Genomic DNA, 23,210 nt, shown 5'->3' on the forward strand with positions numbered 1-23,210 from the left:
GGACATATTACCTTCAGAAGGGTAATGTATAGGAACCACTACTTGAGTTTAATATAAATACATAAGAAAATCAATCGAATAATAATTAGCAAATTATTTGAAAAAGTAATTGCATTATCTTCCATACTAGTGTACAATCATATAGCGATTGCCAGATTATTCTATGTTAATATTTTCAATTGCACGAATAAAAGTAATACACTTTAGGAGGAAACATTTCATGGTGTTTTTTAGAAATCTAAAAGTAAAAACAAAATTAATTATTTCTTACATTTCCTTGGCTATACTGATAAGTATAATTAGTATTTTTGCTTCTAATTCATTAAAGAAAGTAGCGGATAACTCCAATTATATGTATTTGGATAAGGTACAAGGAGTCAGCCAATTAAAAGGAATGCATGTTAATATAGCAGAAGTGGAAAGGGACCTATTAAAACTAATATACGTAAAAGATGAGGCGGAAAAATCTTCGCTGATTAACACAATGCAGTTAAACACATCGGATAATACACAGCTGCTTAGTAGTTATGAGAAGTTACTTTTATCGGAAACGGAGAAAAAGAATCTTCCGATTTTTAAAAGTCAGCTTGAAGAATATAGAGAACAAAGAAAAGAATTAATGGAATATGTAAATAAAGGTGATTATCCAAAAGCAGAAGAACTTTATGAGAACCTATCTGATATTAGATCAGCTATGCTAAGCAGCTTAGATATTATGATTAAAGCCAGTTTAGAGAATGCAAAAGCATTTAATGAACAAAACCATGCTATACATACTAATTCCAATATATTAATGTTAGCCTTAGCAATTGTGGGACTGGCAACTGCTGTTATACTAGGAGCTGTTATAACAAGAGATATGGGTGCTGCATTGACTAAAATAAGGGAATTTGCCACCAGATTATCAGAATATGATTTCTCCACTCGTATTGATATGAAGAGAAAAGATGAGTTTGGGCAGACCGTTTCCGCATTAAATGTTGCACAGGATAATGTGAGTAATTTAGTAAAAATAATTATGGAGAATTCACAGGAAATGAGTGCAGCCAGCCAGGAACTTTCTGCTACTGTGGAAGAATTAACTTCTAAAGTGGAATACATGGATGATGCAGTGAAGCATATTGTAGTCGGAATACAGGACACCAGTGCAACTTCAGAGGAGATAACCGCTTCTGTAGAAGAAGTAGATTCCAGCATTAACGTACTATCTGATAAGGCAAGGGAAGGCAGTAATAATGCCGGCGAAGCCAAGAAGAGAGCAACCGAAATTGAGAGAAAAGGAACCGATGCCATAACGGAAGCCAGAGCACTGTATGCTGAAAAACAAGAGAGTGTGCTAAAAGCCATTGAAGATGGAAAAGTAGTTGATAATATTCGAGTTATGGCAGAAACCATCGCAAGTATTTCCGAACAAACTAATTTACTTTCATTAAATGCAGCCATTGAAGCTGCCAGAGCAGGAGAACAAGGAAAAGGTTTTGCTGTGGTTGCAGAAGAAATAAGAAAACTGGCGGAACAATCCTCCCATGCAGTATTGGCTATTCAGGAGACTATACTGAAAGTACAGGAGGCATTTGGTAATTTATCGGATAATAGTAATGATACATTAAAATTCATTAATGAAAATGTGGATCCGAAGTTCGAAGAATTCGGCAATGTTGGAACCCAGTATTATAAGGACTCCGATGTTACCAGTCAAATGTCAGAAGAAATAGCGGCTATGTCAGAAGAACTGGCTGCCTCCGTTGATCAAGTCAGTGCTGCCATTCAAAATATTGCAGTAACTGCACAAAGATCAAATGAAGATGTTGAAGTGATTAAGAGCAGCTTGGGTGAGACTACAAAAGCAATACAACAGGTAGCGGTTACAACGCAAAATCAAGCAGAGCTTGCAGCACAATTAAACGATACGGTATTAAAATTTAAGATATAAAAAGAAAGGTGTCGAATACTGCTATAATATGGCGGATAACGGCACCTTTTTCTTGCTTAAGTTCAGATTATCCCTTATAATATGAAGCAATTAGTATAGTATTTGATAAGCGTATAAATGCTAAAGATTACAAATAAAAAATACGAAGGAGGAATACCTTATGAAAAAATCAAAAGGAAAATCAATCGGTATTAAATTAATTACTGTAACAACTATTCTCTTAATTATACCGTTATTAATAGCTGGGATTTTCAGCTATCAGATAGCAAAATCTGAGTTGGATAAAAAAGGCCAGATTATTTTGAAAAATGGTGTAAAACAGGCTTTAGAAGTTATAGATTTAAAACAAAAAGAGGTAGAAAAAGGCCATCTTACTTTGGAAGAAGCCCAGGAACAAGTAAAGACCTATTTAATAGGGAAAATGGGAAGTGATGGTAAAAGACCTATCACTAACAATTTGGATTTGGGTGAAAATGGTTATTTCATTGTATATGATGAAGCAGGTACTGAAGTAGCCCATCCTACTTTAGAAGGCAAAAATGTATGGGAGACAAAGGACTTGGGCAGCAATGGATATCTCTTCGTTCAGGACCAGATAAAAGTAGCTCAAAACGGTGGTGGATTTGTATACTACACTTGGAATTTACCCAATTCCGAAAGGCTTGGACCTAAAATTACATATCAGGAAAAGGACCCCAATTGGAATTGGATTGTAATAGCAGGTTCCTACATGGAAGATTATAATAAAGGATCTGTGGAAATTTTAAAAATACTTCTTCCTGTTATCGCAATCACAACGGTAATTGGACTGTTTATTATTGTTATGTTCACCAAACATATTACAGGTCCAATTAAAAAGATTAGGAATAACTTGGATGAAGTATCAAAGGGTAATCTTTCAGTAGACAGATTAAGTATTTCCAATAAAGATGAAACCGGAATATTAGCAGAATCCTTTAATACCATGCTTGGTAATATGAGAGAAATATTGGGGACAGTTAAAAAATCTGCAGATACAGTCATGAATTACTCCAATTCCTTAGCACAAATTACAGACGAAACCTCTACAGCAATTAATGAAGTGGCTGCTTCCATTCAGGAAATTGCTCAGGCGGTTTCTGAAGAAGCCTCTAATTCGGAAGGTGCTGTAGTAAAAATTGAATCTTTATCAAACAGTATTGAAACCGTAGCAAAATCCGCAGTAGACCTTTCAAGACTTGCTACAGAAACCAATCGATTAAGTGATGTTGGCTTACAAGCAGTTGAAAAGTTAATTCAGAATACGGAGGTCAATAACAAAACCGTTTCAGATATCAGTGATATTATTAATAAAGTTAGTGTAAGCAGTCAGAACATTAACATTATTACAGATACCATTACGCAAATATCTCAGCAAACTAATTTATTATCTTTAAATGCCTCCATTGAAGCGGCAAGAGCAGGGGAAGCGGGCAAGGGTTTTGCTGTTGTAGCAGATGAAATAAGAAAGTTAGCAGAACAATCCAGTGAGTCGGTAAATCAAATTAAGAGTATAATTAATGAAATTCAATCCTACTCAGAGTCATCAGTAAAAGCAGTTGAGAATATTAAAGAGGTATCAGAGGAGCAGAACATTTTCGTTGAAGATACTAAACATGCATTTATGGATATATCACAATCCGTGAAAGAATTATTCCAAAGTGTCGGACAAATTGAAGATGAAAGTAATTATATCAAAGACAGTAAGAACGAAATTATTGACATCATTGGTAATATATCTGACTCCGTTCAACAGACATCTGCAGTAACGGAAGAAGTTTCCGCTTCATCAGAAGAACAGCTGGCAGAAATGGAAGAGGTAGCCAGTCATTCCAATGAGTTGAAATCGTTAGCTATTACACTTCAGGAAGCAGTAGATAAGTTTAAAATATAGGATATGGCGTTTTACATGGCATTCGAGCCTGCATCCAGTTCCTGACATATAAACTTTGTAATATAGTAAATTGTTATTCTCATCAGAAACTCAGCTTTATTGAGTTTTAAGTGAAGAATCACGTTATAGGAAAGACCACTGAAAAAATGTTATGTTTTTTCAGTGGTTTCTTATCAGGTATGAATTTTTACACAATAGCAAAATAGCGATCAGAATCCGGCTTATGAATGAATAAAAACGCTGGAAAATGAAAATTTATTCTGTTTAACACTAAAACATTCGATAATATTTGACAAAATTCTGTGTATTTTGTACAATAAAAGTAAGCAAAATAGCTAGAAATCCTTTGATACCAATATTCTTGACTATAAACAAGAATGTCGTAATCTGTTTATGTTTGTCGAATATAATCATTTGATTCTTATATACGAAAGGAGTAGTATTAATAATGGAAGGTTTTATAGATATCCATAGCCATATAATCCCTGGTTTAGATGATGGTTCACCGAATATGGATCAAACCGTTAACATGTTAAGAATTGCTTATAGAGATGGTATTCGTTCCATCATAGTAACACCTCATAATCAACGAGGCAAATACAGAATCACGAACACCCAGATAAAATATCATATGATTGAATTACAAGAGTATATCAACTCCAGTTCTTTACCAATTACTCTGCATATGGGGAGTGAAATTTATTACTCCTATGACACCGTAAAGCTTTTGGGAGAAAATCAACTGCTTACTTTGGCAGATTCAAAGTATGTTCTGATCGAATTCCCACCAACTTCAGAATATCCCTATATTAAGAATGGACTTAATGAACTCTGTGCTGCAGGATATTATCCTATACTAGCACATGCGGAACGGTATAAGAATATTACCTGTGACGTGGAGCGGTTTTATGAATTAATCTGTATGGGAGTGTACATACAAGTGAATGCTATGACAGTGACGGGAGATAACGGAAGGCCCCAGCAGATCATAGCCAATGAATTGCTAAAAAGGGATTATGTTCATTTTATAGCCACTGATTGTCATAGTGACGGCATTCGTGCTCCAAGATTGTTCGAGTGTGTGGATACTATTCGTAGGAAATACGGAGAAGCTTATGTCGACAGGTTCTTAATTGAGAATCCAGGAAAGGTAATCCGTAAAGAGTATGACATAAAAGTTCATAAAAAGATAAAATGGAGTGAGTAATTCTAGTACTTGAGTAAATACATAAAGAGGTAAAATGGAGTGAGTAATACTATTACCCGAATAAATTACATAAAGAGATAAAATAGAGTGAGTGATTCTAGTACCTGAACAAGTACATAAAATGATAATGTAGAATTAGAAATATCAGTATCTGAAAAATTCAATTTATCTATAAAGTGATAATGTTTAGTAACTTTAATATAATTTATTTGAATAATATATTATTTATTACGTAATTTATTTGCTATTACATGATTCCTATGTGATTTATAAGGTTATGGTAATATTATTAAGAGGATTGGGCGAGTATAGTATTATCAATCATTGAAATTCTTTCTCTATACATACAGGAAGATTGTATGGAATGGAATTCGTTTGTTTAATTGAATCAAAAAGAGTTGGTATGGAATAAAACAGATATTATTAAAGGATGAAATCATGATATATTATGTTGATAAGGGAAGTTTATTAGAGGGCGGAGGCTCAAAATTTCATTTTGATCCGGAAGAACCATACTTATGTTTGTTTAACCAAGAAGAATTGCTTCACTATTCTAAAATATTTCATATAAGTAATGGAATTGTAAAAGACATCTTGGAAGGACATAGTTTTAAATTCGAGAGTTATGAAGGGTTCGATTTAATTTCATTGAATGTTCCTACGGTAACAGAAAAAGGAAATTTTTTAAAACATATAACCATATACTTTCGAAATAATTTGCTTATATTTGTATGTGATAATCCGGAAGAATTAAATATTTTAGAAAGAATTGAATCGGATATGGAGAATGAGGAAAGGGAAAAAGATAATCTTTCACTTGGAAGAATCTTGGAACTTTTCTTTGATTATTTAACCAAAACCGATTCTGTGAGATTAGACCATCTGGAAGAAAAAATATCTTCACTGGAAGAATCTATTATAACCTCCCGTAATAAGAACTATATTGCGGAAATCATACATTTGCGAAAAAAGCTTATGGGATATAAAAGATACTATGACAGGCTGCTGTCAGTTACAGAAGCTATTGTAGAGAATGTAAATGGACTTCTTTCTAAGAAAGAAGTGCGTTATTTTAAAATTATAACCGACCGCAACAGAAGGCTTTTAGAAAGTTTACGTTTTCTCCAAGACTATCTGTCTCAAATAAGAGAAGCCTATCAGACACAGGTAGATATTAATTTAAACAGCATTATGAAGTTGTTCACGGTTATCACTACAATTTTCTTGCCGTTGACACTTATTGCAGGATGGTATGGTATGAATTTCAATATGCCGGAATATCAGTTAAGTTTTGGATATCCCATGGTGATTGTAGGTAGTTTATTGCTTTCACTGGTGATTATTATTTATTTTAAGAAACATAAATGGTTCTAATTATAACACCATAAGAAAGGAGAAAGTAATGTCTAAATTATTTACACCTTTTAAAATCAAAGAGATGGAGCTGAAAAATAGAGTTGTAATGGCTCCTATGTGTATGTACAGCGCAGATACCGACGGTTATGCAAAGGATTGGCATTTTACCCATTATGCCACTAGAGCAGTAGGTGGAGTGGGGCTTATAATACTGGAAGCAACAGCGGTAGAAGCAAGAGGACGTATTTCGGAACATGACCTTGGTATATGGAATGAAGAACAGGTGGAAGGCTTAAAAAGAATCGTTGATCTATGTAAAGCCCAAGGAGCAAAAGTGGGTATCCAGTTAGGCCATGCAGGCAGAAAATCAGAAGCTATGTCAGAACCCAATATCGGACCAAGTGCTATTGCCTATAGTGATCAATACAGAGTTCCTGTAGAAATGACAAAGGAAGATATTAAAAATGTGGTTGGAGCTTTTAAAGAAGCAGCAAGAAGAGCTGATCTGGCAGGTTTTGATACCATCGAACTTCATGGAGCGCATGGCTATCTTATCAATCAATTCCTTTCTCCATTAACCAATAAGAGAACTGACGAATATGGCGGAAATGTAGAGAACAGAAGCAGATTCTTAAAAGAAATCCTACAGGCTGTAAAAACAGTATGGCCTAAGGAAAAGCCAATTATCCTTCGGGTATCCGCTGAAGAATACGCGGAAGAAGGGAATCATGATGTAGAAGTTGCGAACATAATAAAAGCTTTGAAAGAAGAAGGTCTTGAACTGATTAATGTTAGTTCAGGGGGAGTTGTCAATGTGGCTCCCAAAGCATATCCGGGTTATCAAGTGAAGTTTGCCGAAACAATAAAACAAATTACCGGACTTCCGGTAATGGCAGGGGGACTGATAGCATCTCCATCCATGGCAGAAGAGATTGTCCATAACGATAGGGCAGATTTAATATTCTTAGGAAGAGAACTTCTTAGGAATCCTTACTGGTGCTTACAGGCAGCTAAGGAGTTAAGGGATGAACTGATCTGGCCTAAGCAGTATGAAAGAGCAAAATTAAGATAAAATGGTATGTGAATTGTTGAAAAACTATCATTTTTAGAGTAAATTTAACCTTATCAGGGAAGTCCCCCGCTTACAGAAGTGAGGGACTTCCCTGTTTTAGCAGGTAATAATTATTATTTGCTATGTACATTCCTGTACTTTATTGGAGTTAACCCCGTAGACTTCTTAAAGATTCTTGTAAAATAATTCTGACTGGAGAAACCCACTGCTTCCGCAACCTGATTCATAGAATAATCGGTTTCCTTAAGAAGTAATTTAGCGTGTTTTATTCTCACTTCTTCAATATAATCGCTAAAGGGCACACTCATTTCTTTTTTGAAGAGCTGACTAAGATAAGAGCTGTTTAAATACACATAATTTGCCACATCGTCAAGAGTGATTTTATTCATATAATTATCATCAATGTATTGCAGGGCAGTTTGTATGGACAAAGATCTGCCGGACAATTTTGAGTTAGCATAATTCGTATATTCTTTTAAAAACTGGGTAACGGTATCTTTTAATTCCACATATGTTTTGGAAGAGTTAATATCTTCTGATAAACCATCCAGTTTTTCTGTAATTTGCTGTTCTGTAGATTTTATGATAATGTCACTTGATAGAAGAATTCTGACAGCGCCACGGATGGAGGAAATTAGTTTAGCAGGAATGAGCTGTCTCTTAAGGGCATTTTCCATAAAAGTTACAATGTCTTCTGTAATCTTGTCATAATCTCTTAAATCCAGATGTTTTTGAATTAAAGCATATAAAGCAGATTTATTGGAGTGTTGTTCTATATCCAGCTTTAGCTTTTTGCAACTGGTATTATAAAAACTACAAAAACCAATAGTTTCAATGCCGGAATCAATGGTACTCTTTATGGATTTATTGGATTTGTAAGGCAGAAGAATACTATCTTTTAAAGATGATTGTTCATAATTTGATAAGTTATTACTTAGTATGGACATAAGCTTTATATATTCTTCTTCCTGATCTTCCAGTATAGTTTCTGCAGAATTATAAAATATAGCAAAAGTATCCTTACTAAGGGGGAAAGCTACCCCCTTATAACTATTTGCTAATATAGTATCCATAGCTAAAGAGGCAATACGCTTATCAGATTGATCGTTCTCAATCAGTACCGTAAGAATAACAATCATAAGATTCTCTAAGGATAAGGCAGAATTCAGGCTTTTTACAAATGATAGAGAATCAGTATGATCTTCGTTACTTACATATTCTTTATAAAGGGCAGTGAATGCTGGTATCTGATTGTTCCCTTCGCTATTCTCCAAGGTGTATTTTTTCTCCATACGAATACTGTTTTGTACTTTTATTAAAATCTGAGACAAATCTTCCAATTGCATTTCAGCTTTTAGTATATAATCAAGGGCGCCTGCTTTTAGAGCACTTTTTACATAGTCAAAGTCATCATAGGAACTTAATACACAGAAGCGGATAGTCGGAAACTCATTTTTTAAAGATGCGATCAGGTCCAGGCCGTTTATTACCGGCATCTTAATGTCTGTAATAACAAGCTCAATAGAATTCTGTCTGCAGGCTTCCAAAGCTTCCTGCCCATTGGAAGCTTCAAATATAAGCACTTGCATATTTTGAATCTGCTGTAATAATATTTTCAGCCAGTTTCGAATTAATAAATCATCATCAACTATTAAAATGTTCATAATATACGAATTCCTCCTCACTTGCAATTTTAGGTATATTCATCGTTATTTTTGTAAATTCATCAGGTTTACTTTCAATACGTAAACCATATTTAATCCCAAAAGTAAGTTCGAGACGGTCTTTTACATTTTGTAATCCAATGCCTCTTCTGTGTTTTTTCTTAATATCAGCTTTTGGAACAAAGCCTACGCCATTATCATATATTTCAAAATATACCATATTCTCGTGGGAATAGCCTTTGATAGATAGGTATCCATTATTATTCTTAGGCTTCAATCCATGCATAAACGCATTCTCTACTAATGGCTGAAGGATTAATTTAATTGTTTTACATTCCATAATATCCTCTTCTATATGTATATCAACAGTTACCGTATTGGAAAATGCAAATTTCTGAATAAAAATATAATCCTCAAGAATACTGATTTCTTTCTGGATACTGACGAATTCTTCCGTATCGGAAAGACTGTTTTTCAGAATTCGGATTAAAGAAAGAATAATATTATCTACGTCCTCTTTTTTCTCTGTATAGATTAAATAACGTATAGAGGCTAATGTATTATATAAAAAGTGAGGATTAATCTGTGTTTGCAGAGTAATTAGCTCCGCTTGTCTTTTCTCTTCCTGCTCTTTTACAAGGTTTTCCATAAGTTGTTTGATTCTTTCTATCATGGAATTAAATTTATGAGACAGGTCACCGATTTCGTCATTGGATAAAATAGGAACCGTTACATCAAAATTATTTGCTTTTACTTTCTCCATATTTTGATATAACACTCGTATTGGTTTTGTAAACTTTGTTAAAAATACGGAGCATAACATAATAGTGATGATAAAATAAATTACCATAACCGATAAATACAGGTAATTAATAGAGTTAAAATTAGATAATAAATGATTCAGATCCTCCATAAGGAACACCTTCCAATTGGTGGTTTTTATAGTATAATGAGTCATTAAAATCTTTTCCTTATTTACTTTACTAACGATATTGCTGCCGGAATACTTATACATATAATTAAACACCATATGAGGTATCTTATTAAAATTTAGATTATCAATATTTGATATTAAATTATTTTCTTCATCCAGTATGTATATGCTGGAATATTCATCAACATAGCCGGAATATAACTTGCGCAATTCGCTTTCTGATATTCCTAATATCAGTATTCCATTTTTATCCCAGGTTTTCCGGTCTTGAAGTTCTCTAATTAAGTAAATGTAGTCTTGACCCGGTGATGTAAATATATTATCAAGGGTTTCATCTTTAAGCCATAGTATTTCGGAAGGCTTGTCTAATAGATTTTGATACCAATTCTTTTCGGTAATTTCAAGGGAATCCGCCTTATGAATAAGTGTGGCATCACCTAAAAATTGCCCGCGGTTGGTGATAATTACGGAACTAAAATTAACATTACTGATTCCTGCGTTGTATTTGCCAAGTATATGATTTAGACGCTCTATATCAGGGTTAAAGTGGATATTCTGATTATATTCTTTAATAAAATTATTAAGATCATCATCTAAATATAGAAGATTCGATACAGACTTTAGCTGTTCAAACTCTCCATCCATCAACCCGGTAATTTGCATTAACTCATTGTAAGCTATATCGGCAGCGGTGTTTTTCATAGCATTTTTTTGAATTTGAAAAAGAGCCAAACTAAATAGTAGAAAAGGGATAATAACACCGGTCAGATAAATATAGATCAGCTTTTTTTTAATGGTAACACGTCTTTGACTGAATTTTTGCATATTTGTAACCGTGCTCCTTTCAGAGGTTGATAGAATTTTATTCTTTCAACCTTTATCAGTTCCCTCGGCATGGTGGAATTCGCCATCATGGGACAACGGATAATAGTTTTAATTGTATTGGTCAGCTTAATGAATAAATTAAGAGAGTTACCATTACAATTATAAAACATTTATGACATTTATCAAGAAGATTATAAAGAAATTACTAAAATAATAAAAAAAATACTATATTTGTTCCAAAAAATCGGGAGAATATAAATAAAGTGTACATAAACCAAACCAAAATGAGTATCTTTTTGGTGAAAAATCTTTATAATTGTAATTACTCGAATATATAAAGTATTGAGGTACAAAGGTTGAAAGAAAATAAAATTAAAATGAAAGCTACACATAATTCTTTCAATCTATTTATTTGTGGCAGTATCGCATTCGTAAACAGATGGGATATGCTATGGGTGTAAAAAGGAGGAAAAGATATGTTTAAAAAGTTATCAGCAGTATTTTTAGTAGTTGCTATGGGCGTATCTCTTGTAGCATGTGGCAATACGGGGAAGAAAGAAACAAAAGAAAATGCAACATCCACAGAAAGTGGTAAAGAAACCGGAAAAAATGAGGAAAATTCCGGAGAAACAATCAAAGTTGGTCTATACGGAACAATTACAGGCCCTAACGCCTTAGCTGGTGAAATGCTTGAAAAAGGCGGAAGATTAGCAGTAAAGCAAATTAATGAGGCAGGCGGCATTAACGGCACCCCCATCGAACTTATTGTTTATGATGATAAATCTTCACCAGAAGGTGCTTTAAAAGCAGTTACAAGATTACTTGAAGTTGACAAAGTTATTGCTATTGCAGCATCTAACTCATCACCTAACATTTTAGCTACAACTCAAATATCAGAAGAAGCAAAACTTCTTCAGGTTGGTGGTGGTACAAGTCCATCTTATACCAATGCAGGTTTCCAATATTTATTCAGAGGTACTGCAAATGGAAGTTTACCAAACTCAGCAGCAGTAGATGCCATGAAAGAAATGGGTGTTAAATCAATAGGTATCTTAAGTGTAGCCGCTGAAAACGGCGAATCCGGTGTTAAAAGTTTCAAGGACTTTATGGGAGATGATGTAGAAGTTTTAGTTGAAGAGACATATCAGCCTACAGATACCGATTATACCGGACAAGTTAATAAGATTCTTGCAGCCAATCCGGATGGAGTACTAATCTATGGTATGACCAATGAATGCGCACTTGCAATTAAACAGTTCCGCAGAAATGGTTATGAAGGATTTATCTACGGACCGGAAGCTATGGGTGTTCCCGATTTAGTTAAAGTAGCCGGAGAAGCAGCTGATAATGTAATCTTTGGTTCAGCAGCAGTTATTCCTGCAACTGTAGAAGATGCTATTAACGATGCAGAAAAATCTTTCCTTGAAGCCTTCGTTTCAGAATATGGCCAGCTGCCGGTATCGGACGTTGTTTATAGAGGATATGACTCTGTTATGTTAATTGCGGAAGCACTTAAGAATGCAACAGATATTAATGATCCAGATTCTATTCGTGAAGCAATGCTTAATATTAAAGGAAAAGAACTTATTCAAGGAACTTATGATTTCTCAGAAGGTACCGGAGACGGCTTATCAACAGCACGTAATTACATCATTCAAGGTGGAAAAAATGTTTCCTTCGCAGAATGGAGAAAAGCAAATCCTGATAAATAAGAAATTATGATATATTAAAGAACTAAGGCTTTTACAAAATGTCATTCTGAGCATGAAATGCCACGCATTGGCGCTGAAGTTATTAGCAAGCAGCGTAATCGGATTGCGAATACCCCCCCCTTATGATTTCACAGTTTAGTACGTGCTCAGAATGACAAAAAATAATAAGTAACAAACAGAGTTTTAATGTTAATGGCGCTAAAGCGCCGGAATTGAGGTTAGGTTGAAAAATAAATTTTTCAACCGGCAATTTGTGCCGGTGCACAAAATTGTTTCGTTATTATATGGTGCTAAAGCACCGGAATTGAGGTTAATATGATTATTCGATTGATTATCGGTGCACTTATGATTGGTAGTGTATACGGCGTAGTTGGAATCGGATATGGTTTAATATATAAAGCCTCAGGGCTTATGTCCCTGGCACAGGGCGATATGCTTATGTTTGGAGCATTTTTAGGAATCACCTTTTATAAATATCTTCAATTACCTTTCATAGTTGCATTACTATTAACTATGATCATCATGTTTTTGCTGGGTATGTTTATTGAACGGGTTATGGTTACTAAATTAATTGAAAAAGGCGCTCAGACAGTTTACATAATTTTATGTACCATATCCATATCAATGATTTTACAAAATTCTGCCATGTTAACATGGGGAAGTAATGTTTTGCAGTTCCCGGCAATTTTTAACTCAGCATCTGTTAAAATCTTTGGAGTTAGTGTTGCACCGGAGAATTTATTAGTATTAGGAGTGGGAGTTATTATTATGGTTACCCTCCAATTATTCTTAACAAAAACCAAGTTTGGTATATCCATGAGAGCTGCTGCTCAAGATGAAGTAGCTGCCAGTGCACTTGGAATTAATGTACCTCTTACAAAGGGTACTGCCTGGGGAATCGCTTCTATGCTGGCCGGTGCAATTGGTGTTGTAGTGGGTCCGGTATTCGGAGTTTATATGTCCATGGGTGCCATGATTGGACAAAAGGCTTTCGCAGGAGCCGTAGTAGGCGGATATGGTAATATGTTCGGAGCAATTATTGGTGGTGTATTCTTTGGATTTTTAGAGACATTTGTTTCTGCATATTTAACCTCCAATTATAAAGATTTCATTACATTTGGTATTTTGATTGTTGTTATGATAATAATGCCAAAGGGAATATTCAATGAGGAGGTAATGGAATAAATGGAACAAGATAAAAAGTCGCTAGGACAATTTATTAACGAGAAAAAGGTTTTGATCTTAGAGATTATAATTGTTGCCTTAATTACAGCATATATGCTTCGAGGCACCTACCCTTCTCTTATCCTATGTTTTATATGTATTAATACCATAGCAGTAACAGGACTTGATATTTTATTCGGCTATACAGGACAAGTTTCCTTTGGCCATGCAGGTTTTTATGCCATTGGAGCATATACCTCCAGTATCTTATCCATAAAACTGGGCATCCCGGTAGTAATCAGCATGATTATTGCAGCTTTGGTTTCCATGTTCTTTGGATTTGTAATTGCAATACCGGCATCAAAGTTGGTAAAACACTTTTTATCCTTATTAACCATTGCTTTTGGTAATATGGTATACATATTTTTATCTGTTACCAAAGGTCTTACTAACGGCTTCAGTGGAATCTTAAATATTCCAAACTTAAATCTATTTGGATTTCGATTCAAAAGTAATCAAAGCTATTTCTTCTTATTCGCAGCTGTTGCTATTTTAGTTCTAATCGGAAAGAAAAGATTGATTAATTCCAGATTCGGAAGAGCTTTAATTGCAGTCAGGGAAAATCCTCATGCTGCAGCCGGAATGGGTATCAACGTAAAATACTATAAAGTTATGGCTTTTGCTTTAAGTGCCTTATTAACTGGATTAGCAGGTGCGTTCTATGCTCACCTTATAGGATTTATCAGCCCGGATGGCTTTAATAACAATCAGTCCAATGTCTTTATGACTATGCTATTATTTGGCGGTATTGCTTCTTCTTTTGGGCCTTTGATCGGATCAACTATTTTAACTGTTGTAACGGAAGTGATGCAGGGATTTGTTCGTTATCAGATGTTATTATATGCCATATTTATTCTGCTTGTATTATTCTGTATGCCAAATGGTGTATCCGGCGTAATTGCCAATGTAAAAGCAAGAATTGCAAAGAGGAAGGGAAAGAAGGTGGAACCCCGTGCTTAAACTGGAAGATGTTACAATTAAATTCGGCGGTCTGACTGCAGTAAATAATGTTTCACTGGAAATACCGGAAGGAAGCATATTTGGACTCATTGGACCAAACGGTGCAGGTAAGACTACACTATTCAATTTGATCAGCGGTGTGTATAAACCTACAAGTGGCAAAATCTATTTCCAAGAGAAAGAAATAGAAGGAACAACACCTTATAAAGTAAACGAATTGGGAATTGCAAGAACCTATCAGAATATTAACCTATTTAAAAAAATGACTACTCTTGAAAATGTTATGGTAGGTTGTCACACAAAAAGTAAAGCAGGAATATTCGATGCAGTTTTTAAAACCAGAAGGCAAAGAGAAGAAGAAAGAGATATTATAGAAAAAAGTATGAATATTCTTGAATTCATGGGATTAAAGGATAAAGCATATTATAAGGCCAGCAATCTTTCTTATGGTGAACAAAGAAGACTTGAAATATCAAGGGCAATGGCTTCAGAACCCAAATTAATTCTTCTTGATGAACCTGCAGCCGGCATGAATGCGAATGAAAAATTAGAATTGAACGACACCATTCAGAAGATGAATAAACTTGGAATTACAGTTCTTTTAGTAGAACATGACATGAAGGTTGTAATGAATATCTGCGATACCGTATGTGTACTGAATTATGGCAAGAGATTATGCGTTGGTGAACCCGATTACGTTCAGAACAACGAAGAAGTTATTGAGGCATATCTAGGAGGTGACATAGATGTCTAAAGTGTTAGAAGTAAAGGATCTTAATTTCCATTATGGAGAAATCCATGCCTTGCAGGGAATTTCTTTGGATGTATCCGAAGGGGAAATCGTTACCTTGGTTGGTGGTAATGGCGCTGGTAAAACTACAACTTTACGGTCTATCTCCGGTCTCCTTGGTAAAATAACTTCTGGTGAAGTATATTTTATGGGACAAAGAATTGACGGTCTGAAACCACATCAAATAGCATCTATAGGTCTTGCCCAATGTTTAGAAGGAAGGCATATTTTCGGTAACTTGACCGTAAGTGAAAATCTTATGATGGGAAGTTACAAAAGAAGAGATAAAGGTGTTTCCGATGACTTGGAATATGTCTATGGTTTATTTCCAAGATTAAAAGAAAGGGAGAAGCAAAGTGCCAAAACCTTATCCGGTGGTGAGCAGCAGATGCTGGCTGTTGGCCGAGCGCTTATGCAAAAGCCTAAAATCATAATGATGGATGAACCCTCTTTAGGACTTGCTCCTTTGATTATTAAAGAAATATTTGAGATTATTAAAGCCATTAATAAAGATGGTATCTCTGTATTATTAGTGGAACAAAACTCAAAAGCTGCATTACAAATCGCCCATAGGGGTTATGTAATTGAAACCGGTAAAATCGTTACCAGTGGCTCTGCAAAAGATCTTATGAATGATGAAACAATACAGGCTAGTTATCTTGGTAAAAAATAGATAGGAGTTAAGATGAATATTGCAAGTTTAAAAGAAAAATGTAATCAATTAAGAATGGATACTTTAGAGGAAATCTATGAAGCTGGTTCCGGACATCCAGGCGGTTCTTTATCCATGGTTGAAATCATTGTATCTCTGTACTATTACAAAATGAAAATAAATCCGAGTACGCCAAAAGATCCCTCCAGAGATCGTTTCGTACTTTCAAAAGGGCATGCAGCACCTATTCTATATGCAGTATTAGCAGATAAAGGGTATTTTGATAAAGGAATGCTGAAAACTTTACGTAAGCTCCATAGCCCGCTTCAAGGACATCCTGACAAGAAAAAACTTTCCGGTGTGGATGCTTCCACTGGTTCTTTAGGACAAGGAGTATCCGTGGCAACGGGTATGGCCTTAGGTGCAAAAACATTAAATAACGGTGTTCAGGTATATGCCGTTCTTGGTGATGGAGAATTACAGGAGGGTATTGTGTGGGAAGCAGCCATGGCTGCCGGTCACTATAAACTAGATAATTTGACTGTTATTATTGATAATAATGGTTTACAAATAGATGGTTCTTGTGAACAGGTTATGGGAGTTGGCAACATTGGAAAGAAATATGAATCCTTTGGATTTACCGTGTATGATGTAGCAGATGGTAATGATTTGGAACAAATAATCAATGCATTGGATGCACCCTCCCATGGAAAAGCAAAATGCATCGTAGCCCATACCATAAAAGGTAAAGGTGTATCCTTTATGGAGGATGTTGTAGGCTGGCATGGAAAGTCTCTAAATGACGAAGAATTGGAAAAAGCTTTAGCAGAGTTGGGGGGAAAATAAAATGTCAAATCTAATTGCAACCAGGGCAGCATATGGTGAGGCTCTTGCAAAACTTGGTGAGAAAAATAAAAAAATAGTAGTATTAGATGCGGATTTATCTCATGCAACTATGACCTGTAATTTTGCTGAAGAATTCCCGGAAAGATTTTTTAATGTGGGAATTGCTGAAGCGAATATGACTTGTATGTCGGTAGGGCTGGAAGATGCAGGGTTCATTCCCTTTATAAGTACCTTTGCCATGTTTGGAACCGGCAGAGCTTACGAAATGGTAAGAAATTCAATCTGCTATCCCGGTAATAATGTGAAACTGGCTATGACTCATGCTGGAATTACTTTAGGCGGGGACGGCGGAAGTCATGAAACAATAGAAGACATTGCACTTATGCGTGTATTGCCCGGAATGACCGTGATTGTTCCCTGCGATGCTAATGAAACTTACAAAGCAGTGGAAGCGGCTGCAGAAATGGAAGGACCTGTTTATTTAAGGTTGTCCAGAATGCCAACAGCAGTGTATGAAGATATGCCATTTGAAATTGGTAAAGCCAATGTAATGAAAGATGGAAAAGATGCAGTAATTTTTACCTGTGGTACCATGGTTGACAGTGCGTTAAAAGCAGCCTGCAAGTTAGAAGCAGATGGCATAGACGCAGCAATCGTAAACATCCATACCATTAAGCCTATAGATAAAGAAATGGTAAAACTTTATGCAGCAAAATGTAAAAATGTAATTACCTTAGAAGAACATTCTGTAATAGGCGGACTTGGTGACGCCGTAGCAGAAGTGCTTTTGGAAGAAGGCGGCTACAGAATAAAGAAACTTGGAGTACAAGATCAATTTGGTCAGTCAGGAACCCCGGAGGAATTGCTGGAATGCTATAGACTGGATTCTGTAAGTGTATATGAAGATATTATAAAGTTCTTAAAATAGAAGATTTATACTATATAGCCCACACGTTTAAACCTTATTATATATAAGCCTCTTAAAAAACCCACAAGAGGCTGTTACAAACATTAAACTGTTATTTGGAGAGTGTTAACTTGAAGAATGACGGTTTTTTGTTTTGTAACAGCCTTTTATTTAATGTCTCTAAAATCATCTTTAGTATAAGAATAATACAAAAATGGAAAATATTTGTCGAAAACGATTGCATTATAGAAAAAAATGGTGTAAAATTTTAGAATAAATGTCATTTTGTACTATGTTAATTTAATCTCTTTATTTACTAATCCTTACAAAGTTTTCGTTTGTATGCTATATCCTCATACAAACAAATTTAATTTTACTTCACAACTAGAAGTAAAAAGCTAATACATTACAGAAGGAGACATTTATATGCGGTTTTTAAGTAATTTAAAAGTAAGAACAAAGTTAATTTTTTCTTACCTAGTACTAGCTATAATTATAGTTATAATCGGGTTCTATGCCACCAGTTCATTAGAAAGGGTAGCGAATAATTCCCAGCATATGTACCAGGATAAAGTACATGGTGTCAGTAAACTAAAAGAAATAAATATAAGCCTTGTGGAAATCGAAAGCAATTTCTTAAAGCTTATATACGTAAAAGATGAGTCTGTGAAATCAAAATTGTTAGATGAAATTGAATCTAATACATCTGAAATCATGGATCTTCTTGAAAGCTATCAAACTTTATTCTTAACGGAAAAAGAACAAAAAACCTTACCGATTTTTCAAAGTCAATTTGAAGAGTACCGAAATCAAAGGCTTGCCATAAAGAGAGCTTTAGATAGCGGTGATTATGCTAATGCAGTAGAGAATTATAAAAAATTGTCTGCGGTGAGAGTGGCTATGATGACGAATTTAGATACTATGATTCAAGCCAATTTTGATCATGCAAAAGCATTTAATGAGGAAAATCAAGTTATATTTATAAGCTCTAACATGATAACTTCCATTCTTGGGGTTATAGGACTTTCGCTTGCTATATTAGTCAGCTTTATTATGATGCGCAATATAAACTCTGCATTGGTTAAAATTAGAGAACTTGCTACCAGGCTGTCCCAATATGATTTCTCTGTTCCTATTGCTTTGAAGAGAAAAGATGAGTTTGGACAAACGGCAGCTGCATTAAATATAGCACAAGATAATGTAAGCAATTTAGTAAAACTAATCATGGAAAATTCTCAGGAAATGAGTGCTGCAAGCCAAGAACTTTCTGCTACAGTTGAAGAAATAACTGCAAAAGTAGAATACATTGACGAGTCGGTGAAACATATAGTGATTGGCATCCAGGATACCAGTGCAACTTCGGAGGAGATAACTGCATCTGTAGAGGAAGTTGACTCCAGTATTAATGTATTATCCGATAAAGCAATAGAGGGCAGCAGTAATGCCGGAGAAGCGAAACAAAGAGCAAGGGAAGTTGAAAGAAAAGGAACCGAAGCCATCGAAGAGGTTAGAACTCTATATGCTGAAAAGCGTGAGAAAGTATTAAAAGCCATTGAAGATGGAAAAGTAGTGGATAATATCCGTGTTATGGCAGAGACCATAGCAAGTATATCAGAGCAGACAAATTTACTATCTTTAAATGCGGCTATAGAAGCTGCAAGAGCAGGAGAACAGGGTAAAGGTTTTGCTGTAGTTGCAGATGAGATAAGAAAGCTGGCTGAGCAATCTTCACAAGCAGTATCTGCGATTCAGGAGACAATATTGAAAGTACAGGAAGCGTTTGGAAATTTATCTGTAAATGGTAATGAAACTTTAAAGTTCATTAACGAAAATGTTGATCTCAAATTCGAAGAATTCGGAAATGCTGGAAAGCAGTATTATAAAGATTCTGATAATACCAGCCAGATGTCTGAAGAGATAGCAGCCATGACAGAAGAACTAGCAGCTTCTATTGATCAAGTAAGTGAAGCGATACAAAACATAGCAGTAACCACTCAAAAATCCAATGAAGAAGTAGAAATGATTAAAAATAGCCTAAGTGAAGCTTCAATAGCAATACAGCAGGTAGCATCCACAACACAAAGCCAGGCTGAACTTGCGGCAATATTAAACGATACGGTGTTAAAATTCAAAATCAGTAAGTGACTTAATATTTAATATAAAATTAGGTGCATGATTACTTTATAGCTTGTAGTAGCAGGCACCTTTTTTACAATAATACTTTGCTGTATCAATATTTTTAACACTCTTGAAATGAATGGGCGTTTTAAAATGATACACAAGTGTAAGAGTGGAATAGCCGTAAAGAAGAAAAGTGATTCTGTAATAAGTATTTAAAAACCATGAAAGGCCATGATTAGCCAGTGTTTGCCAGTTATGGCCTTATTTTTGTGCAAAGTTATAAAAATCTATCTTTTTATTAGGAATTTTAGAATATTTTTTTGAAAAGAGAAAGGAAGATAATGAATAATTTTATTCATGTGTTTCAAAATATTACACGTATTTTGAAACTGATTATATAAAATTAACAAAAAAGCCCTGGCACATAAGGTGCAATTTGTATATTTCGTGAGAAAAGTTGTAATATATGTATAATTTGAGCTAAAATACTTGCAAAAACTTAGTAATATGTTATAATTTGTACATAAAGAGAAACATATATCAAAATGACACACTTTAATGAATACTTTGTAAGGAGCAATAGTATGAGCATAACACAAGAACAGTATTTTACATATGTTGGTATTTTAAAACGCGAGTTGGTTCCCGCTTTAGGATGTACAGAACCAATAGCCATTGCTTATGCAGCGGCTAAAGCCAGGGAAGTACTAGGTGATTTTCCAGATAAAATAGTTGCAGAATGTAGTGGCAACATTATTAAAAATGCTAAAGGAGTTATTGTACCTACTACCAAGAATTTAAAAGGTATTGAAGCGGCTTCTATTATAGGAGCAGTTGGCGGAGATCCTTCAAAAGGATTGGAAGTCTTATGTAATGTAAAGGAAGAAGATGTAGAAGAGACCAGAAAATTATTAAGCGAGAATATTTGCGAGACAAAAATTCTTGAAACTCCTGCAAAACTTCATATCATTATTAAAATGTACAAAGGAAACAATTATTCCTTAGTAGAAACCATACATACTCACACAGGAATCGTTCGTGTTGAAAAAAATGGTGAAGTCCTTCTGGATGTTCCTCATGATGTGGAAGCCGAGGAAGACAGCGATATTAACTATGATTTATTAAATGTTGAAGACATAGTGGAATTTGCTAATATTGTAGATATTTCTGAAATAGAAGAAGTCCTTGCAAAGCAAATTGAATATAATACGGCAATCGCTAAGGAAGGCTTAAGACACCCCTATGGGGCCAATGTTGGAGCTACTCTTTTAGAAGTTTACGGCGATGATATTAAGGTTCGTGCCAAGGCAATGCCAGCAGCAGGTTCCGACGCGCGTATGAGTGGTTGTGAACTTCCTGTAGTGATTAACTCCGGAAGTGGTAATCAAGGTATGACAGCTTCCTTGCCGGTAGTAGAATACGGAAGGAAATTAGACTGTTCTGATGAAAAGATTTATCGTGCATTATGTATCAGTAATTTAATAGCAATTTATCAAAAGTCAGGAATCGGTAGATTATCAGCTTACTGTGGCGCAGTTAGTGCAGCAGCAGGTGCAGGAGCTGGTATCACATATCTTTACGGAGGAGATTTGGAACAAATCTCACAAACCATTACCAATACTTTAGCTAATGTTTCAGGTATCATTTGTGACGGAGCAAAATCCTCTTGTGCAGCAAAAATTGCCTCTAGTGTCGACGCAGCAATTGTCGCAACTATGATGTCTTTAAGAGGTAAAGCATTTGCACCGGGTGATGGAATAGTTAAAGATAACATACAAGGAACAGTCGATGGAGTAGTCCGACTGGCAAAGGAGGGTATGAAAGAAACAGATGATGTGGTTTTAAAGATTATGGTTGAAAAATAATCGATTAAAGGAACATTAAGGATACTAAAGATTGGGAAAATATAAAAAAGGGAAGGTGTATTTTATGAAAAAGATGAAAAAAGTTTTATCATTGGCAATGGTTTCCGCAATGACAATTTCCCTGCTTACAGGGTGCGGTAAAAAAGGCTCTACAGAAACAGGTTCATCATCAGATGACACAATTAAAATTGCAGTTGCAGCTCCTATGACAGGCGATAACGCAGAGTATGGTCAAGGTTTCCTGAATGCTGCCAATATGATGGCAGAAGAATGGAATGCAAAGGGCGGTGTACTTGGCAAACAAGTTGATATTGTACCATATGACGATAAGAACTCTTCAGAAGAAGCTGCCACAATAGCTCAAAAAATCGTAAGCGCAAAAGACATCGTAGGTGTTATCGGACATTTCGCATCCGGTGTCTGTATGACAGCAGCTCCTGTTTATGAAGAAAATAAAATCATTGAAATCTCTCCTTCAGCTTCGCATAAAGATTATTCCGGTATCGGTGATTACATTTTCAGAAACAATACAGTAATCAGTACAGAGGCAAAAGCCAGCCTTGATATTGCTGTTAATAATTTTGGAAAGAAAAACATTGGTATTATATCCATCAAAACTGACTGGGGTACCGGTACAGCTCAGGTTATCAAAGATTTAGCGACAGAACTTGGAAGTGATGGAGTTAAAGTTGTTGCTCATGAAGAAGTAGTGGAAGGTTCTGATGATTACAGCCCAGCTATTACAAAATTAAATGAGGCTGGTGCAGATGTTGTAATTTGTGCAGGTATGTATAATTTAGTTGCTCCGGTTGCAAAACAATATAAACGTGTTAATCCTGATATCAAAATTGTAGGATTCTCCAATGCATACAGTCAGCAGTTAATAGAATTAGGCGGAGAAGATGTAGAAGGTGTTGGATTCCCTGTTATTTTCTTCTCGGGTTCTGAAGATCCAGCAATCAAAGAATATGTAGAAAAATACAAATCAAAATTCGGAAATGAACCAAGTGCATTAACTTCTCAGGCTTATGACTCTGTTGGTATGTTATTAACAGCTATTCAAGAAGCAGGCACAACAGACTCTGCTAAAGTAAGAGAAGCCTTAACCGGGGTTCAGTATCCAGGTGTAGCTGGTGATACGAAATTCGATGAAACTGGTGATGTTCAGAAAGAATTCGTTAAAGTTACTATTGAAAACGGTAAATTTGTTCAAATGAAGTAATTAAGTAT

Annotated in this window: 17 protein-coding genes; 15 read left to right on the plus strand and 2 right to left on the minus strand. The window is 35.2% G+C overall.

What is annotated here, in order from left to right:
• Nucleotides 1–220 precede the first annotated feature (220 nt).
• The 5 genes from RT261_RS00850 (at nt 221) to namA (ending at nt 7,480) form a co-directional block, all read left to right on the plus strand.
• Nucleotides 221–1,933 carry a methyl-accepting chemotaxis protein gene (locus tag RT261_RS00850; protein ID WP_313128132.1) on the plus strand — a complete coding sequence of 571 codons (1,713 nt, stop codon included), beginning with the start codon at nt 221–223 and terminating at the stop codon, nt 1,931–1,933.
• A 160-nt stretch (nt 1,934–2,093) separates the two neighbouring features.
• The gene (locus RT261_RS00855; protein ID WP_313128134.1) at nt 2,094–3,845 is read left to right on the plus strand and encodes a methyl-accepting chemotaxis protein; all 1,752 of its coding nucleotides are present in this window, start codon (nt 2,094–2,096) and stop codon (nt 3,843–3,845) included.
• A 448-nt stretch (nt 3,846–4,293) separates the two neighbouring features.
• Entirely contained in the window at nt 4,294–5,052 is a 759-nt protein-coding gene (locus tag RT261_RS00860; RefSeq protein WP_313128137.1) for a CpsB/CapC family capsule biosynthesis tyrosine phosphatase, read from the plus strand.
• A 438-nt stretch (nt 5,053–5,490) separates the two neighbouring features.
• Entirely contained in the window at nt 5,491–6,426 is a 936-nt protein-coding gene (locus tag RT261_RS00865; RefSeq protein ID WP_313128140.1) for a magnesium transporter CorA family protein, read from the plus strand.
• Between the two features lie 28 nt (nt 6,427–6,454).
• The gene (gene namA / locus RT261_RS00870) at nt 6,455–7,480 is read left to right on the plus strand and encodes an NADPH dehydrogenase NamA (RefSeq protein WP_313128143.1); all 1,026 of its coding nucleotides are present in this window, start codon (nt 6,455–6,457) and stop codon (nt 7,478–7,480) included.
• A gap of 113 nt (nt 7,481–7,593) precedes the next feature.
• On the opposite strand, the gene RT261_RS00875 is transcribed toward namA, so the two are convergent.
• Both RT261_RS00875 and RT261_RS00880 read right to left on the minus strand, forming a co-directional pair.
• Nucleotides 7,594–9,144: a response regulator transcription factor gene (locus RT261_RS00875; RefSeq protein WP_313128146.1), complete on the minus strand. Its 1,551-nt coding sequence runs from the start codon at nt 9,142–9,144 to the stop codon at nt 7,594–7,596.
• The gene (locus RT261_RS00880; RefSeq protein ID WP_313128149.1) at nt 9,125–10,903 is read right to left on the minus strand and encodes a sensor histidine kinase; all 1,779 of its coding nucleotides are present in this window, start codon (nt 10,901–10,903) and stop codon (nt 9,125–9,127) included. Before RT261_RS00880 ends, RT261_RS00875 begins: the two co-directional genes overlap by 20 nt.
• A 476-nt stretch (nt 10,904–11,379) precedes the next feature.
• On the opposite strand from RT261_RS00880, the gene RT261_RS00885 reads away from it, so the two are divergent.
• The 10 genes from RT261_RS00885 to RT261_RS00930 all read left to right on the plus strand — a co-directional run bounded on the left by RT261_RS00885 (nt 11,380) and on the right by RT261_RS00930 (nt 23,202).
• Entirely contained in the window at nt 11,380–12,615 is a 1,236-nt protein-coding gene (locus tag RT261_RS00885; RefSeq protein WP_313128152.1) for an ABC transporter substrate-binding protein, read from the plus strand.
• Between the two features lie 315 nt (nt 12,616–12,930).
• Nucleotides 12,931–13,800: a branched-chain amino acid ABC transporter permease gene (locus RT261_RS00890; RefSeq protein ID WP_313128155.1), complete on the plus strand. Its 870-nt coding sequence runs from the start codon at nt 12,931–12,933 to the stop codon at nt 13,798–13,800.
• Nucleotides 13,801–14,799, plus strand: a complete 999-nt coding sequence (locus RT261_RS00895; protein WP_313128158.1) for a branched-chain amino acid ABC transporter permease — start codon at nt 13,801–13,803, stop codon at nt 14,797–14,799. It abuts the gene before it with no gap.
• The gene (locus RT261_RS00900) at nt 14,792–15,553 is read left to right on the plus strand and encodes an ABC transporter ATP-binding protein (protein WP_313128161.1); all 762 of its coding nucleotides are present in this window, start codon (nt 14,792–14,794) and stop codon (nt 15,551–15,553) included. Before RT261_RS00895 ends, RT261_RS00900 begins: the two co-directional genes overlap by 8 nt.
• Nucleotides 15,546–16,262, plus strand: coding sequence for an ABC transporter ATP-binding protein (locus RT261_RS00905; RefSeq protein ID WP_313128165.1), 717 nt, complete (start codon nt 15,546–15,548; stop codon nt 16,260–16,262). Before RT261_RS00900 ends, RT261_RS00905 begins: the two co-directional genes overlap by 8 nt.
• Nucleotides 16,263–16,274: 12 nt before the next feature.
• Nucleotides 16,275–17,087, plus strand: a complete 813-nt coding sequence (locus RT261_RS00910; protein WP_313128168.1) for a transketolase — start codon at nt 16,275–16,277, stop codon at nt 17,085–17,087.
• 1 nt (nt 17,088) lies between these two features.
• Entirely contained in the window at nt 17,089–18,015 is a 927-nt protein-coding gene (locus RT261_RS00915) for a transketolase family protein (protein WP_313128170.1), read from the plus strand.
• Between the two features lie 405 nt (nt 18,016–18,420).
• Nucleotides 18,421–20,139 (plus strand): methyl-accepting chemotaxis protein, encoded by a 1,719-nt coding sequence (locus RT261_RS00920; RefSeq protein ID WP_313128172.1) that lies wholly within the window; start codon nt 18,421–18,423, stop codon nt 20,137–20,139.
• 560 nt (nt 20,140–20,699) lie between these two features.
• A complete protein-coding gene (locus tag RT261_RS00925) occupies nt 20,700–21,980 on the plus strand; it encodes an L-cysteine desulfidase family protein (protein WP_313128175.1) in 1,281 nt (426 codons plus the stop codon).
• 64 nt (nt 21,981–22,044) lie between these two features.
• A complete protein-coding gene (locus RT261_RS00930) occupies nt 22,045–23,202 on the plus strand; it encodes an ABC transporter substrate-binding protein (RefSeq protein WP_313128178.1) in 1,158 nt (385 codons plus the stop codon).
• Nucleotides 23,203–23,210 lie beyond the last annotated feature (8 nt).

It is taken from the genome of Anaerocolumna sp. (assembly GCF_032079385.1).
Lineage (GTDB): Bacteria > Bacillota > Clostridia > Lachnospirales > Lachnospiraceae > Anaerocolumna.